This is a genomic window from Pyramidobacter sp. CG50-2 (genome assembly GCF_003612005.1).
GTDB lineage: Bacteria > Synergistota > Synergistia > Synergistales > Dethiosulfovibrionaceae > Pyramidobacter.
In genome coordinates this window covers 1-13992 of sequence record NZ_RAWT01000064.1, presented here as the reverse complement: position 1 = coordinate 13992, position 13992 = coordinate 1, and the positions used below count along the sequence as shown (strand labels likewise).

The 13992-nt window shown below is 57.2% G+C and carries 16 protein-coding genes; 9 read left to right on the top strand and 7 right to left on the bottom strand.

The annotated features are described in order from the left end of the window. The first annotated feature begins 403 nt into the window (after positions 1-403). From D7D26_RS10910 to D7D26_RS10900, 3 genes are all read left to right on the top strand, one after another. Complete coding sequence (locus D7D26_RS10910; RefSeq protein ID WP_120373059.1) at positions 404-1282, top strand: MBL fold metallo-hydrolase; 879 nt, start codon at positions 404-406, stop codon at positions 1280-1282. 419 nt (positions 1283-1701) lie between these two features. Continuing rightward, on the top strand, positions 1702-2127 hold the full coding sequence (locus D7D26_RS10905) for a nuclear transport factor 2 family protein (RefSeq protein WP_120373058.1): 426 nt from the start codon (positions 1702-1704) through the stop codon (positions 2125-2127). Beyond that, entirely contained in the window at positions 2118-2432 is a 315-nt protein-coding gene (locus D7D26_RS10900; RefSeq protein WP_147413072.1) for a DUF6485 family protein, read from the top strand. Before D7D26_RS10905 ends, D7D26_RS10900 begins: the two co-directional genes overlap by 10 nt. A gap of 245 nt (positions 2433-2677) precedes the next feature. Here D7D26_RS10900 and D7D26_RS10895 read toward each other — a convergent pair whose 3' ends face one another. From D7D26_RS10895 to D7D26_RS10885, 3 genes are all read right to left on the bottom strand, one after another. Further along, positions 2678-2929: a DUF255 domain-containing protein gene (locus D7D26_RS10895; protein WP_120373056.1), complete on the bottom strand. Its 252-nt coding sequence runs from the start codon at positions 2927-2929 to the stop codon at positions 2678-2680. A 73-nt stretch (positions 2930-3002) separates the two neighbouring features. After that, positions 3003-4445: an NADPH-dependent glutamate synthase gene (gene gltA / locus D7D26_RS10890; protein ID WP_120373055.1), complete on the bottom strand. Its 1443-nt coding sequence runs from the start codon at positions 4443-4445 to the stop codon at positions 3003-3005. 1 nt (position 4446) lies between these two features. Next, a complete protein-coding gene (locus D7D26_RS10885; RefSeq protein ID WP_120373054.1) occupies positions 4447-5280 on the bottom strand; it encodes a sulfide/dihydroorotate dehydrogenase-like FAD/NAD-binding protein in 834 nt (277 codons plus the stop codon). 312 nt (positions 5281-5592) lie between these two features. Here D7D26_RS10885 and D7D26_RS10880 point away from each other — a divergent pair, with 312 nt between their 5' ends. Further along, entirely contained in the window at positions 5593-6930 is a 1338-nt protein-coding gene (locus D7D26_RS10880; RefSeq protein WP_120373053.1) for a glucose-6-phosphate isomerase, read from the top strand. A gap of 73 nt (positions 6931-7003) precedes the next feature. Here the strand turns inward: D7D26_RS10880 and D7D26_RS10875 are convergent, their stop codons facing one another. Beyond that, a complete protein-coding gene (locus tag D7D26_RS10875; RefSeq protein ID WP_120373052.1) occupies positions 7004-7831 on the bottom strand; it encodes a tRNA 2-thiocytidine biosynthesis TtcA family protein in 828 nt (275 codons plus the stop codon). Between the two features lie 122 nt (positions 7832-7953). Here D7D26_RS10875 and D7D26_RS10870 point away from each other — a divergent pair, with 122 nt between their 5' ends. Genes D7D26_RS10870 through D7D26_RS10860 form a run of 3 tightly spaced genes read left to right on the top strand, consistent with a single transcriptional unit; the run spans position 7954 to position 10200 of the window. Further along, the gene (locus tag D7D26_RS10870; protein ID WP_147413071.1) at positions 7954-8562 is read left to right on the top strand and encodes a hypothetical protein; all 609 of its coding nucleotides are present in this window, start codon (positions 7954-7956) and stop codon (positions 8560-8562) included. Beyond that, a complete protein-coding gene (locus D7D26_RS10865) occupies positions 8559-9626 on the top strand; it encodes a lysylphosphatidylglycerol synthase transmembrane domain-containing protein (protein ID WP_120373050.1) in 1068 nt (355 codons plus the stop codon). The genes D7D26_RS10870 and D7D26_RS10865 overlap by 4 nt, the downstream gene beginning before the upstream one ends. Further along, on the top strand, positions 9616-10200 hold the full coding sequence (locus D7D26_RS10860) for a methyltransferase family protein (RefSeq protein ID WP_120373049.1): 585 nt from the start codon (positions 9616-9618) through the stop codon (positions 10198-10200). Before D7D26_RS10865 ends, D7D26_RS10860 begins: the two co-directional genes overlap by 11 nt. Positions 10201-10270: 70 nt before the next feature. Here D7D26_RS10860 and trpS read toward each other — a convergent pair whose 3' ends face one another. Beyond that, a complete protein-coding gene (gene trpS, locus D7D26_RS10855; RefSeq protein ID WP_120373060.1) occupies positions 10271-11290 on the bottom strand; it encodes a tryptophan--tRNA ligase in 1020 nt (339 codons plus the stop codon). Positions 11291-11552: 262 nt separating this feature from the next. Here trpS and D7D26_RS10850 point away from each other — a divergent pair, with 262 nt between their 5' ends. Next, the gene (locus D7D26_RS10850) at positions 11553-12290 is read left to right on the top strand and encodes an IclR family transcriptional regulator (protein ID WP_120373048.1); all 738 of its coding nucleotides are present in this window, start codon (positions 11553-11555) and stop codon (positions 12288-12290) included. Between the two features lie 361 nt (positions 12291-12651). Here the strand turns inward: D7D26_RS10850 and D7D26_RS10845 are convergent, their stop codons facing one another. Then, on the bottom strand, positions 12652-12927 hold the full coding sequence (locus D7D26_RS10845) for a type II toxin-antitoxin system YafQ family toxin (RefSeq protein ID WP_120373047.1): 276 nt from the start codon (positions 12925-12927) through the stop codon (positions 12652-12654). Then, the gene (locus D7D26_RS10840; protein ID WP_120373046.1) at positions 12920-13186 is read right to left on the bottom strand and encodes a type II toxin-antitoxin system RelB/DinJ family antitoxin; all 267 of its coding nucleotides are present in this window, start codon (positions 13184-13186) and stop codon (positions 12920-12922) included. Before D7D26_RS10840 ends, D7D26_RS10845 begins: the two co-directional genes overlap by 8 nt. 367 nt (positions 13187-13553) lie before the next feature. Between D7D26_RS10840 and D7D26_RS10835 the strand changes: the two genes are divergently transcribed. Further along, on the top strand, positions 13554-13925 hold the full coding sequence (locus tag D7D26_RS10835) for a hypothetical protein (RefSeq protein ID WP_147413070.1): 372 nt from the start codon (positions 13554-13556) through the stop codon (positions 13923-13925). Positions 13926-13992 lie beyond the last annotated feature (67 nt).

The window sequence follows — 13992 nt, the reverse complement described above, 5'->3', positions numbered from 1 at the left end:
CAGTTTGGCTTCGATCTTCTTGTTGCGATTCTTTTTCCGCGCTGCTTCGATTTCCGCCTGCTGTTCTGATGTGATCTCGTATTTTACGGGCATTCTCCATCACCTCGGGTGCATTATAACTGAGGTACGGGAAGTTTGGCTATACTATAAAGAAGTAGTATTATACACTATTCGGAGCATTTCACGTTTGGGAAGATTGCATGGTCAGAACATGGTAAAGAAGCTGGAGAGGCATGTTCACGTCAGTGTGGCGATTGAGATTGTAATAGTAGGAGCGATCGCTGCCGAAAAGAGAAACGCTTGGAGGAATTAAACAAATCGTCAGTTTATCTATCCGTCTCTCTGTACATTGCTCTGCTTACAATATTATTATTTATCCGAATCGCTCATGGAGGAATGACCAATGTATGAGTTGATACAAGTTTCTGAGCGGAATTATTACATCCAGAGTCCGGCGAAAATCGGGCTGATAAAACTAGACGACCACAATATTTGCCTGATAGACAGCGGAAACGATAAGGATGCCGGAAGAAAAGTCCGACAGCTTCTCGATGCCAACGGATGGCAGCTTACCGCGATTTATAATACGCATGCCAATGCAGACCATATCGGTGGCAATCAGTATTTACAGAGACAGACCGGGTGTAAGATCTATGCTCCGAGGATTGACTGTGCATTTACCCGCCATCCTATCCTTGAACCTTCCTTTTTGTATGGCGGTTTCCCGTGTAAGGAACTGCGCCATAAATTTCTCATGGCTCAAGAGAGCGACGCACAGGAACTGACGTCGGAATCTATACTGGAGGGATTTGAAATTATCCCGTTACCGGGGCATTTTTTCGATATGGTAGGCTTTCGCACACCGGATGATGTGGTCTATCTGGCCGACTGCTTATCCAGCCGCGAAACGCTAGACAAGTATCAAATTAACTTTATCTATGATATTGATGCATATCTAAAGACGCTTGAGATGGTAAAAACTATGCAGGCAAAGATGTTTGTTCCGTCTCATGCCGCTGCCTCTGAGGAGATTGCCAGCCTTGCTCAGTACAACATCAATAAAGTGTTGGAAATTGCAGAAAAGATTATCGATATCTGTCAGCAGCCGCTCTGCTTTGAGTCAATCCTGAAAGAGCTTTTTGACAACTACGGTTTGAGTATGAACTTTGAGCAGTATGTTTTGATTGGAAGTACGGTGCGCTCATATCTTACATGGCTGAAAGACACCGGCAGACTGAATTATTTGTTTGAAAATAATATGTTGCTCTGGCAGCGGGTATAGGGGATTGTTATGGCTATGGAGTGGTAAAAGAGTACTTCTCAAAGTTTGGAATCGCACATCAGGTGAAAGAATTTGGTGTTTCCAGTGCCACCGTAGAGTTAACGGCTCGGGCGCTGAGGTGTGAACCCTGTCGAATTGCATAGACTCTTTTATTAGAAATGCGAAAGACGATACTAAACTTGAAATGAAACGTTGTCGCCACTCATCGCACAAGTCTGACGAATTGTCGTCACATAGCACAGTCGATGCACATGGTGACCGTGGCGCTGCTATCGTGGGAGACGCTTGTCTGTAACGCGCTCTCCTAAATTGCCTCTTTGGGCAGCAATTAGAGCTGTCGGGCTCCGTTGGACTGGCAATGATGGAACTTCGTTGTTCAATGGGCTGGATAAAAGTATTGCCGGAGGTGCGGTATAAGCATGACGAACGACCAAAGAGAAAAAACAGTCGAACGCTGGTTTGCTATGTGGCTTCGACAGGACGATTCCGGGATCGGCGCGGTATTCGAGGAAGACGCCCTTTACATCGAGAGCTGGGGGCCTCAATATGAAGGTCTCGAAAAGATCGGAAAATGGTTCCGCGAGTGGAACACGCGCGGGCGCGTCCTGCGGTGGGATATCAAGCGATATTTTCACAGCGGCGCCACAACGGTCGTCGAATGGGACTTCAAGGATGAAATGGCCGGCGGCAAGGTCGAAGAATTTGAGGGAATGTCTCTCATCGAGTGGTCGCCGGGGAACAAAATCGCTTTTTTGAAGGAGTTCGGCTGCAACAAAAACCGTTACGATCCTTATCGAAACGGAGAAAAACCGGTCTTTCCCGACGAAGAGGCGAAATGGTTTTGACTGCCGCACGTCCTGAACGCAATGGGGATGAGCATATGATCAACGGGGACGAGAAAACGCAAAATCGGGTTCTTTTTTGCACGTGTATGGACGTGAAATGTCCGAACCATCCTAACAACCACAGCGGAGGGTGCGAGCCGTGTATCGCCAAAAATCTTGCGCTGGGCGAGATCCCGACCTGCTTCTTTAAGAAAGTTGACCCGGAATACAGGGGACCGGGGTACTTTATGAAGGATTTTGCTGCATTGGTCATGCGTAAGAACGAAACCGAAAATGAACGCCAAGGGCCTCATACTATTTCTTGATAAAAAGCATTAACAGAGTTTGCAGGGCGCTGCGAGGGAGATCCACAAAGCGGGCTGCGCAGACCGCGCAACGGTCGAGGGAGTCCTGAACGACTGAACTCCCTCGCAGCGCCCTTGCGTTCATCCTTTTAATTGAAAAATAATATTAAGAATGATTGGAAATGAACGATGAGACAAATCAATGTCCGCAAGGATCGATAGCAAGAGCGGGACTTTCACCGGATCAAGTGAAAGTCCCGCTCTTGCTATCGATCCTCGTGGCGGTAGGGCAGAATATCGGTGCGGTAAAATCCCCACAGGCGTTCCATCGCCTTTTCGGGGGTGAAGAAGTTTTCTTCGAGGATGTGCGCCCAGGCTTTGTCGCTGACGCCGCCGACGTATTCCGTAAAGTCGGGATCGTTTTTCGTCAGCGCCAGTTCGAGCGTCTTCTGACGGAAGACCTTCCAGTCTTTCAGATCGCCGTTGGCGTTGTAGCCGGTTTTGCCGCAGCAGCTCATTCGAGTTGCCTCCTTTGCAGAGAAAAACAGCGAGGGCGCAAAAAGCGCTCTCGCTGCACGGGACGGGGGAAAATTACTTGGCGGCTTTGGCGGTCAGATATTCGTCGATCGCTTGGGCGGCCGTCTTGCCGGCGCCCATGGCGAGGATGACGGTGGCCGCGCCGGTGACGATGTCGCCGCCGGCGTAGACGCCCTCGATGGAGGTGGCGCCGCCGGTAGCCTCGTCGGCCTCGATATAGCCGCGCTTGTTGGTCTTCAGCTCGGGCCAGGCGTTCAGCAGGACTTTGTTGGAACTCTGTCCGATGGCTTCGATGACGGTGTCGATTTCGAGCGTGAACTCGCTGCCTTCGATCGGCTTGGGGCTTCTGCGGCCGGAAGCGTCGGGTTCGCCCAGCTCCATGCGCTGGCACTTGACGCCGACCAGCTTGCCCATTTCGTTCTTGTCGTCGCCGCTGTAGGCGATGTACTCTGTCGGAGCGGTGAGGAACTCGAACTTGACGCCCTCTTCGACGGCGTGATGATACTCTTCGATACGGGCGGGCAGCTCGTCCACGGAGCGGCGGTAGAGCACCGTCACGCTCTCGGCGCCAAGGCGCAGGGCCGAGCGGGCGGCGTCCATGGCGACGTTGCCGCCGCCGATGACGGCCACGTGCTTGGACTTCTTGGCCGGCGTGTCGTAGGCGGGGAACTCGTAACCGTGCATCAGGTTGATGCGGGTCAGATATTCGCTGGCGGAGAAGACGCCGTTCAGGTTGGTGCCGGGCGTGCCGGCGAACTTGGGCGTGCCGGCGCCGGTGGCGATGTAGACGGCGTCGAAGTTCTTCTGGATCTCTTCGACGGTGACGGTGCGGCTGGCGACGACGTTGACTTCGACGTCGACGCCGAGCGCCCGGATGTTGTCGATCTCGTGCTGCACGATCGCCTTGGGCAGACGGAATTCGGGGATGCCGTACATCAAAACGCCGCCGGGCAGGTGCAGGGCTTCGAAAATGGTGACCTTGTAGCCCAGCTTGGCCAGATCGCCGGCCACGGTGAGGCTGGAGGGACCGGAGCCGATGACGGCCACTTTGCCCTTGCCGTTATAGGGAACGGGTTCGGGCTTGACGGCAGGCTGCGCCGCTTTCCAGTCGGCGGCGAAGCGCTCGAGCTTGCCGATGGCGACGGGCTCGTTGTTCATGCCCGTGGCGCGGTCCTTCATGCGTCCCACGGTGCAGACGCCCTCGCACTGCTTTTCCTGAGGGCAGACGCGGCCGCAGACGGCGGGCAGGGCCGTGGACTGGCTGAGGATGTCGAACGACTTTTCGAAATCGCCGTCCTTGATCGCGGCGATGAAATCGGGGATATGGATGGCGACGGGGCAGCCCTTGATGCAGGGGGCGTTTTTGCAGTGCAGGCAGCGGGCGGCTTCCTGCATCGCTTCTTCGGGGGTGTAACCGAGGCAGACTTCTTTGAAGTTATGGGCGCGGACCTTGGGATCCTGCTCGGAAATAGGGGTCTTTTTCGGAGAAATGGCCATGTTATTCACCAACCTCGCTTTTGTACTTGTCGAGAGAGATCTTCTCTTCATCCTTGTACTGGCGCAGACGGGTCATGAACTCGTTCCAGTTCACGCCCCAGCCGTCGAACTCGGGACCGTCGACGCAGGCGAAACGGATCTTGTCGTTGACGGTGACGCGGCAGCAGCCGCACATGCCGGTGCCGTCGATCATGATGGGATTGAGCGAGACCCAGCAGGGGATCTGCAGTTCCTTCGCCTTCAGCGAGGCGAACTTCATCATGATGGAAGGTCCGATGGCCCAGCAGTAGTCGATCTTTTCGCCGCGCTGAGCGAGCATGTCCATGGCCGTGGTGACGACGCCCTTGACGCCGTACGAACCGTCGTCGGTGGTGACGATCAATTCGTCGGAGTACTTGGCGCACTCGTCCATCATGATGACGAGGTCCTTGGTGCGCCCGCCGAGGATGGTGATAACTTTGTTGCCGGCTTCCTTGAGAGCCTTGATGATGGGGAACAGCGCCGCGATGCCGACGCCGCCGCCGATCATGAGCACCGTGCCGTATTTCTTGACCTCGCTGGGCGTGCCCAGGGGACCGAGAATGTCGTGGATGCAGTCGCCTTCGTTGAGCCTGCCAAGCGCCGTGGTCGTTTTGCCGACGGTCTGGAAGATCATGCGGATGCGGCCGCCCTCGCGGTCGTACTCGGCGACGGTCAAAGGAATGCGTTCCCCCGTCTCGTTCACGCGCAGGACGCAGAACTGTCCGGCACGTCCGTTGCGAGCGATCTGCGGCGCGTCGACCCAGATGTCGAATTCGTTGGCCGCAAAGGCGCTCTTGGAAAGAATCTTGAACATGTAATGTCCCCCTATCGATATAAATATTCAAGATGGCTTCAGGAATTTCCCTATAGCTGAAACAGGCCGGAATGTGTAAAATAAATGTACGTCCTCCGTGTCAGACCTGAAACAGTTATTCCCTTGTGAAAGATTATACAACGGCAGTTACGTTTTACAAGCGGGGCGAAAGCGAAATACAATTCCTCATTATGCTAAAAAACACAGCAAAAGATCAGAAGTGTCGCGTTTTGTGAGAAAAAAGAGACATCTTTTTAACGTCTCGAGGGCGGCGGATCGGTACTATTTATTCGAGAGAGGAAGGACAGAGTCATGCTGAAAATTCGTCTTACCGAGGCACAGAAGGTCGGCAACGAGCTGCCGGACGTCGGGATCGCGCTCGAGACCGCGTGGAAAACGCTTCTTGACGGCGCCCGCCAGGAGAAAAACGGCTACGGCTGGATGAACCTGCCCGGGCGGGATCTTTCCGCGCTGAAGGAAATGGCGCGCGAATTGGCGCGATTCGGGCAGATCGTGCTGATCGGCATCGGCGGCTCGGCGCTGGGCACGCAGATGCTGATGAACGCTTTTTGCGACCCGCTGTATCCGTTTTCCGAAAAAAGCGGGCAGCCGCAGCTTTTCGTCGCCGATAACGCCGACGCCCGCAGCAACGAGGCGATCTGGGCGCAGATCGAGCCGCGGCGCGCGGCGTTGCTGGTCGTCAGCAAGTCCGGCCGTACGCTGGAGACGCTGAGCAACTTTTTGTTTTTCAGGGAGAAACTGTCGGCGGCGCTTGGCGCGGACGTCGAGAAGCATATTTTTGCCGTGACGGATCCGGCGAAAGGATTCTTTCACGCCTATGCGGCCGAGAAGAAAACGCGCCGCCTCGACTTTCCCGCGGACACAGGCGGGCGTTATTCGGTGCTTTCCGCCTGCGGGCTGGCGGCTGCCGGCGCGCTGGGCATCGACGCGGAGCGGCTGCTGGCCGGCGCGGCGGCGATGAAGAAAGCGCTGCTGGCGGACACTGCCGGCAGCGCGGCGACGGCGATCGCGCGGGAAGTGCTGCGCGGCGAAGCGGCCGGCCGCAACGTGACGGTGTTTTGGTCCTACGGCGACCGGCTCAAGTCGGTGAGCGAGTGGTTCGCGCAGCTCTGGGGCGAAAGCCTCGGCAAAAACGGCCTCGGCCTGACGCCGCAGGCGGCGCTGGGTTCCATCGACCAGCACTCGCAGCTGCAGCTTTACACCTCGGGGCCGGACGACAAGTTCTTCTTCTTCCTCAGCGAAAAGCCCGGCGTGAAAGGACGCCTGGCGATCCCGTCGGAGAAACTTTTCGACGAGGCGCGCTATCTCGACGGCACGTCGCAGGAACGCGTTTTGGACTGCGAACGCCGCGGCGTCGTCGCTTCCCTGAAACGCCGCGGGCGGCCGCTGTGCGAGATCGAGCTGGAACGGGCGGACGAGTTCTGCCTGGGCGGCCTGATCTTCCTGCTCGAAACGGTGACGGCGCTGGTCGGCCTGGCGCTCGGCGTCGATCCCTTCGACCAGCCCGGCGTGGAAGAGGGGAAGAATTACGCTCTGGCGCTGTGCGGCAGCGCGGATTACGCCGGTTACCTGAAAACGCTCGAAGACATCGAAGCCGGTTCGAAGAGCGCGATCTTTTCAGTAGAATGATAGAGTGTATTTTCAAGAAAGGCGGGCCGTCGCGAAAAATTTTCGCGACGGCCCGCCCTTTATGAAAAAAATCTCAGAGATCGGGCTGCCGCTCCGAATCCGAAGCGGGACGATCCGACTCGTACACGCCCGCGTAAAGCCGCGGCGTCGCCGTCCAATGGTCGGCGGGGGCGTGGTTTTCCAGCGCGTGGAGGATACTCTGCTTGAGGTCAGGGAAACGCGGCTTGAGCTCGGCGATCAGCGACTTGGTGCGCGAGCGCTCGGTGTCGGCGCCGTACTTGCAGCAGTGCTGGAAGGTGGCGACGCCGAGACGGTCCAGTTCGTTTCGGATCTGGAATTCGCTGAGATAGATCATGGGGCGGATCAGCCACATCTCGGCGCGGTCGTGCCAGAGTTTGGGCTGGAAGCTGCGGAAGCGCCCGTTGCGCAGCAGGTTCATCAGCCCCGTTTCGACGACGTCGTCGAGATTGTGCCCGAGCGCCAGCTTGTTGCAGCCGGCCTTTTTGGCGGCGGCGTTGAGGATGCCGCGGCGCAGATTGGCGCAGAGGCTGCATGGGGATTCTTCCCGCTTGACGTCGATGATGTGCTCGATGGCGTAAGGGATCACGTGCAGGGGAACCTGCAGCGAATCGCAGAGAGTTTGGAGCGGCGCGGGGTCCCATTGGCCGTTGGTCATGTCGACGCTGAAAGCCTGCAGATCGTATTTGACCGGGCTGTAAGTCTTGATGAATTTGAGGATGCAAAGCAGCAGCAGACTGTCCTTGCCTCCGGAAACGCCGACGGCGATGCGGTCGCCGGGCGTGATCATGTCGTACCGGTAGATGGCTCTTCCCGTCAGGCGGCGGATTTTCGCGCTGATCCGCAGCGGTTCGGGACGATTTTTCCCTTCGATTTCGTCCATGGAAACTCTCCCCCTTGTGCAGGCCAGAAAATTCTAGCATATATTTTTTGATTTTTCCCGTCGGAGTTGATATGTGTGCTAAAATTGCTACGATGTAGAGTCCATTCCTGTAGGGGGATATTATGAGATTTTTGATCGATGGAACTGAGTGGGCCTTTCCGCATATGGAATCGCTGTCGCGGGAGGAACAGCTCGAAGCGCTGCGGGAAAAGGTATCCGCCGAAGGGCGCGTGATCGTCGACATGCTTTCGGACGGCGAATCGCTGGATGACGGGGATTTGCTGACGGTCCCGGACGGCATCGACGTGGACGTTCTGACCAACACGCCCTGGGGACTGGGAGTCGAGCTCCTTGAAGAGATCAAAGATTCCCTGCTTGAAGTCTTCAAAGGATTGCAGGAGATCCTTGACGGCGCCGAAGTCTTCGCCGCCTCCATGCTGGATGGGATTTACGCTTCTCTGGACTGGGTCGGCGAGGTGGCGGAAGGCTTTCGCGACGCGTATCCCGAATACGGCGGCGCGCTTCCCGACGCGGCGCCGCTGCGCCGGAGCGTGGAAACGTTCCATGCTCTTATGGCCGCCGGCCGTTTTGCGGAAGCTCAGGCGTGGCACGAGAATGAATGGAAGCGCGAGGTCCTGCCGCCCTTCCTGGATGGCGTGAAGCAGCTTCGCGGCTGGTTCGAGTCGGAGGATGCCAAAGATTCCGAGACGCCGGGGGAGGACACAGAATGAGCTTGCGAAAAGGGCTGGCGATCTTTCTGTTCCTGACGCTGGGCGTCGGCGCGCTGATCATTTGTGTCAGCGTGGACAAGCACGCGCTTCACGCGTTTATGCACATGAGAAAGATCAACATCCTGTACGTGCTGATGATGGTCTTTCTGGCCTGGAGCTGTGACGCTTCGCGTTTTTGCCTGACGGCGCGGGCGATGGGCTACAAGATCCGTTTTGTCCGCGGTCTGGTGCTGACCTGGCTGCACTATTTCGGCTGCGCGCTGACGCCCATGCAGGTCGGCGGCGGCCCGTTCCAGGTCTACGTACTGTACAAGTCGGGCGTGCCGGTCGGTTCTGGCATCGCCATCACGCTGATCCGCACGCTGTTCAGCACTTTTCTGCTGAGCATCGCGGCGCCGGTGGCCTTTCTGACGGTGCCTCAGCTGGCGGGCGGCGGCGTGCTGGTCAAGGGCGTGTTCTTTTACGTGGGGATCCTGTCGGTGGTCATGTGGGTCGTTTTTATCCTCAGCATCCTCAAGGCCGACGTGATCAAACGCTTCTGCTGCGCCATGTTCCTCTGGCTGAAGAAGTTCAGATGGTTCAGCCGGCTGCGCGTGCTGCGCGCTTACCGCGTCACCTGTTCCGAGATCGACAGCTATTCAGAAAACGTGAAGCGCATGGTGGGAGAGGGGCTGCCGTATTTTATCGGCGCGTTCGCGCTCTCCGTCTGCCATCTGGTAGCGCTTTTTTCCGTGCTGCCGCTGCTGATGCACGCGGTGAGGCTGACGGTCGATTATCTTCATGCCGTGCTGGCACAGGCCATGTTCATGTTTATCCTCTACTTTATCCCCACGCCCGGCGCCAGCGGCGTGGCCGAGGGCGGCGGCGCCGCAATCTTCAGCCTGCTGATGCCCGAGAACATGGCGGGGATCATGGCCGTCATTTGTCGTTTCTTCACGGAATACCTGGCCATCTTCATGGGCTGCGTCGTTGCCATCCGCATGATCGGCTGGGGCACGGCGGAGAAGATCATCAGCGGTTCCGGTGACGAACTGATCGAAGAGGAGCGCAGAAATGGAGAATAACGCTTTGCAGAGACTTCGCGTCTGGGCGTTCAAGCAGCGCGGCGGCATTTGGACGGCGCTGTTCGTCGTGATCCTTGCCCTGGCGCGCCCGCTGCCCGGGCGTATCGTCCCCGGGCTGATTCTGGTGAGCCTCGGGCAGCTGCTGCGCTTTTGGGGCGTGGGGTGCATCACGCTCTACCGCGGCGAGGAAGTCAAGGCGCAGCGCCTGGCGACGTGGGGCCCCTACGCGCTGGTCCGCAATCCGCTGTACGTGGCCAACGGTCTGCTGGGACTGGGCTGGGCCTGGATGTCGGGCAACGTCCCCACGATCGTGTTCCTGGCGGCGTTCTACGTGCTCTACGGTGTGCTGATCGTGCCGCACGAGGAGGCGTTCCTGGCGCGGAAGTTCGGCCGGGAGTACGAGGATTACAAAAAGCGCGTCGGGCGCTTCGTGCCGAAGAACTTTTCCCGCGAGGCCCTGTCCCATGTCGGAGCCGGCGGATACGACGCTTCGATCCTGCTGAAAAGCGAGATCCATTCGCTGCTGGTCACGGTCGTCGGCACGGCGCTGATCCTTTCGCGCCTGTGGTGGTAAAAAAACGGCATACAAAAAATCCGCTCTCCCGGCATGTCGGGAAGAGCGGATTTTTTGCGCGGCTTGCGGCTCAGCGGGGCAGCAGACCGAGTTTTTTCTTGACCTTGCCCAGCGTCCGCTCGGCGATACGGGCGGCCGTTTCCGCCCCCTTGCGGTAAAGCGCTTCCAGCGCCGCCTTGTCGGCCGTCAGCGCGGCGAATTTTTCGCGGATCGGGCGCAGTTCTTCGGCGACGGTTTCGCCGACGGCGAGCTTGAAATCGCCGTAGCCCTTGCCGGCGAAGTCGCGTTCGATCCGGTCGTAGCTTTCGCCGGTGACGACGGAGTAGATGCTCATCAGGTTGTTGATGCCGTCCTTGCCTTCGCGGTAACAGACGACGGTCTCACTGTCGGTGACGGCGCGCTTGAACTTGTTGACGATGGCGTTCGGCTCGTCGAGGATGGAGATGAACGCGTTGACGTTCGTGTCCGACTTGGACATCTTCTTCGTCGGCTCCTGCAGCGACATGATGCGCGCGCCGGCCTCGGGAATGTAAGCGTCGGGCATGCGGAACACCTCGCCGTAGATGTTGTTGAAGCGGGTCACCACGTCGCGGGTGAACTCCAGATGCTGGCGCTGATCTTCTCCGACGGGGACGTAATCGGCCTGGTACAGCAGAATGTCGGCCGCCATCAGCGCGGGATAGGTGAACAGTCCGGCGTTGACGTTGTCGACGTGCTTGGCCGACTTGTCCTTGAACTGAGTCATGCGCGACAACTCGCCGAACATGGAATAGCAGGACAGGATCCAGCTCAGTTCAGCGTGAGCATGGACGTGGCTCTGAATGAAAACCAGGCTCTTTTCGGGATCGATGCCGCAGGCCAGCAGCAGCGCAAAGGCGTCCAGCGTCTGCTTGCGCAGTTTGGCCGGCTCCTGGCGCACCGTCAGCGAGTGCAGGTCGGCGATGAAATAGGCGCAGTCGTAGTCCTCCTGCATTTTGCCCCAGTTGCGCACCGCGCCGATATAGTTGCCCAGCGTGAAAATCCCCGTCGGCTGGATGCCGCTGAGGATCACTTTTTTCCGTTCCGTCCGCGTCGCTTCGTTCACTGTCATATCCTCCTTGACTTCATGGGCCTGCTTGAAAACGAGACCATACAGCATAGAATTGTATTGCCCTTTCGATGAAGAATCAAGGATGGATTTGTATTTGTATGAGATCGTATTGCGAAATTACCGGGAAATGTGGCATAAATCCAGCAAAGTCGGGGAGACCCTTCGTTGTTGCTTTTTGCGATCTGATTTCATATAATGAAAAAAATGCCGGCGATTGTTGAAATGAGTGCGGCGCGATGGTATTCTCAAAGGGGTGGGGAAAATGGCGGATTCAGCTAAAAGCGAGTCGACGTCGAGAACTTTGGAACATGGGCTCGACGTGCTCATGTGTTTTTTGAAAAATCATCGGGAGCTTTCTCTGACGGAGATCGCCAGGACGGTCGGGCGCAACACGACAAGCACCTACCGGCTGATCCAGACGCTGGCGGAGAAAGGATTCCTGGCGAGGAATCCCGAGAACCGCAAGTATTTTCCCGGCATGGCCGTGAAAATGCTTGGCGAACTTGTGGACGATAAAGAGGAACTGCGCCTCGCGGCGCATCCTTATCTGGTCAAGGTGCACCGGGAATTCAACGAGAACGTTTCCGTGTATATTTACCATAACTTCAAGCGTCTCTGCATCGACCGCATCGAGAGCACGCATCCGCTGCGCCAGACCGTGCTGGTCGGGGAGGAATTGCCGCTGACGCTGGGCGGCGGCGGGACGGCGCTGCTGGCGTTTTTGCCGCCCAAGGTGCAGTCTGCGGTGATGAAGTCCGAACCCGGCATTTCGCCGGAGAAGCTGCAGGAAATTCGCAAAAAGGGGTACGCCGTCTCCTACGATGAAATGGGGCAGGGGAGCGTGGGGATCGGCGTCCCCATTTTCGACAAAAACGGACGGGTCCTTGCGGCGCTGAATCTTTCCGGACCGACCAACCGTTTGACGGACGACGTCGTCACACGCGGCGTGGCCCGTTTGCGGGAGATCGCGGCGCAGGTCGCTTCGGAACTGGCATCGTAAAAGAACGGCCCATTGGCCGAAAAATCTGCGATCCCTCGGCGCAAAGCGCAGGACGAGCGGGAAATTTTTCCTCCCCCCCGTCCTGCGCTTGTTTTCGTCTACAAATCATGGCCGCCGGCACGGCCGGCGGGTATGATTCCCGATGTTTTCATACTATTTCTCAATTAAAATGCCGAACACAGAGGCGCTGCGAGGAAGATTCATAAAGCGAGCCGCGCAGCAGTCGAGCTCCTTCTGAGCGACTGAACTCCCTCGCAGCGCCCCTATATTAGTGCTTTTTATCAAGAAATAGTATTACGGCATATTCGTTGAGGCAATTATAAAAGCAAAGGGCGCCCTCGCGAGAGAGCGTCCTTTGCTTTTATCCGAACAGATCGCTGTGCGAACCGGTGCGGCTGAGGATCAAGATCAAGTCATTATGGTCGATGGTGTAGACGAGCAGCCAGTCCGGCTCGATATGGCACTCGCGGAACCCCGACCAATTGCCGCCCAAATCGTGGTCGCGACACTCTTTGGGGAGCGCCTGCTCTTTTACGAGCATCTCGATGATGTTTTCCAGCCGTCGAATATCGTACCCCCGTTTGCGGATACGCTTGTAGTCGCGCTTGAAGACAGACTGATATCTGAGATTAAGCATCGAGATCGGCCATCAGGTCTTTCACGGACGAGAAGGTCTTGCTCAGGCCGCGACGCGCGCGGGTGTCTTCCATGGCCACGCGTGTCGCGGCGTTGGGGCGGTCGCGCGCAATGGCGAACGGGATTCGTCGCTCGTACACGACCTGGCGCGCGAAGATATTAATGGCCGCTGACGTATTCAGCCCGAAATCGGCGAGCATTTCTTCGAAATCGGCTTTCAGTTTTTCGTCCATTCTTACGGTGACGTTGGTTGTCGCCATGATCATCAGCTCCTTTTTGTCTCAAATTATAGTGTACTGAATGTGCACTGTCAATACAACGCACTATTTAGTCTCGACTTCTTTTGAAGATGTATCTCAACGTTAGGGGGGTATGGCCGGGAAATTTTATCGCCGCATTTTGCGAAAGACAAATGCGTGTGCCGCTGCGGATGCGGACTGTGCAACGTGACACCGCGGCTGTTGGCGCTGGCGATGATCACCGTGCTGCTGATCGTATGGCTTGCGGCTTTCCGGTGGTACTTGGGCGATATCGAAGCTTGAGGAGACATAAAAGATGTCTCCGGCCAAATCGTCCGGGACGTCGAGAGCATCGCCGAAGAGGCGAAGAGACGGAAGGGATCGATCCGTGATCGGCAAAAACGGGAAGCGAAAACTCTGCCTGGCAACAACGTGGCTGTCGGCCTTGATGCTCTGCTGCGCGATTACCGTCGGAGCCGTTGAGACTCCGCACGTTTTCCACGTCGTGCCCGGCTGGAACGCGAACGTGTCCGACTACTTCATGGACGAACCGGCCGGGCGCGATATGCTGAGCGGCTGGACGGCGGATCGCGAGGCATTGGCGGTCTCTAGAGCCGCTCTCGAAGAAGCCCGGGAGAAAGTCGTCGCGGCGGACGCTCGAATCGCTGTGTTGAGTCGGCGTGCGAAGGCCCAGGCGCGAAGATGGCCTATCGGTTTTGGTCTCTTCGTGGGCATAAACCGGCACGGCCGGCGGGTATGATTCCCGATGTTTTCATACTATTTCTCAATTAAAATGCCGAACACAGAGGCGCTGCGAGGAAGATTCA

Coding starts and splice junctions, on each gene's coding strand:
- D7D26_RS10860 (WP_120373049.1), top strand. CDS start 9,616: ATGGAGAATAACGCTTTGCAGAGACTTCGCGTCTGGGCGTTCAAGCAG.
- D7D26_RS10900 (WP_147413072.1), top strand. CDS start 2,118: ATGGTTTTGACTGCCGCACGTCCTGAACGCAATGGGGATGAGCATATG.
- D7D26_RS10875 (WP_120373052.1), bottom strand. CDS start 7,831: ATGGACGAAATCGAAGGGAAAAATCGTCCCGAACCGCTGCGGATCAGC.
- D7D26_RS10850 (WP_120373048.1), top strand. CDS start 11,553: ATGGCGGATTCAGCTAAAAGCGAGTCGACGTCGAGAACTTTGGAACAT.
- D7D26_RS10845 (WP_120373047.1), bottom strand. CDS start 12,927: ATGCTTAATCTCAGATATCAGTCTGTCTTCAAGCGCGACTACAAGCGT.
- D7D26_RS10880 (WP_120373053.1), top strand. CDS start 5,593: ATGCTGAAAATTCGTCTTACCGAGGCACAGAAGGTCGGCAACGAGCTG.
- D7D26_RS10870 (WP_147413071.1), top strand. CDS start 7,954: ATGAGATTTTTGATCGATGGAACTGAGTGGGCCTTTCCGCATATGGAA.
- D7D26_RS10895 (WP_120373056.1), bottom strand. CDS start 2,929: ATGAGCTGCTGCGGCAAAACCGGCTACAACGCCAACGGCGATCTGAAA.
- D7D26_RS10885 (WP_120373054.1), bottom strand. CDS start 5,280: ATGTTCAAGATTCTTTCCAAGAGCGCCTTTGCGGCCAACGAATTCGAC.
- gltA (WP_120373055.1), bottom strand. CDS start 4,445: ATGGCCATTTCTCCGAAAAAGACCCCTATTTCCGAGCAGGATCCCAAG.
- D7D26_RS10905 (WP_120373058.1), top strand. CDS start 1,702: ATGACGAACGACCAAAGAGAAAAAACAGTCGAACGCTGGTTTGCTATG.
- D7D26_RS10840 (WP_120373046.1), bottom strand. CDS start 13,186: ATGGCGACAACCAACGTCACCGTAAGAATGGACGAAAAACTGAAAGCC.
- D7D26_RS10910 (WP_120373059.1), top strand. CDS start 404: ATGTATGAGTTGATACAAGTTTCTGAGCGGAATTATTACATCCAGAGT.
- trpS (WP_120373060.1), bottom strand. CDS start 11,290: ATGACAGTGAACGAAGCGACGCGGACGGAACGGAAAAAAGTGATCCTC.
- D7D26_RS10865 (WP_120373050.1), top strand. CDS start 8,559: ATGAGCTTGCGAAAAGGGCTGGCGATCTTTCTGTTCCTGACGCTGGGC.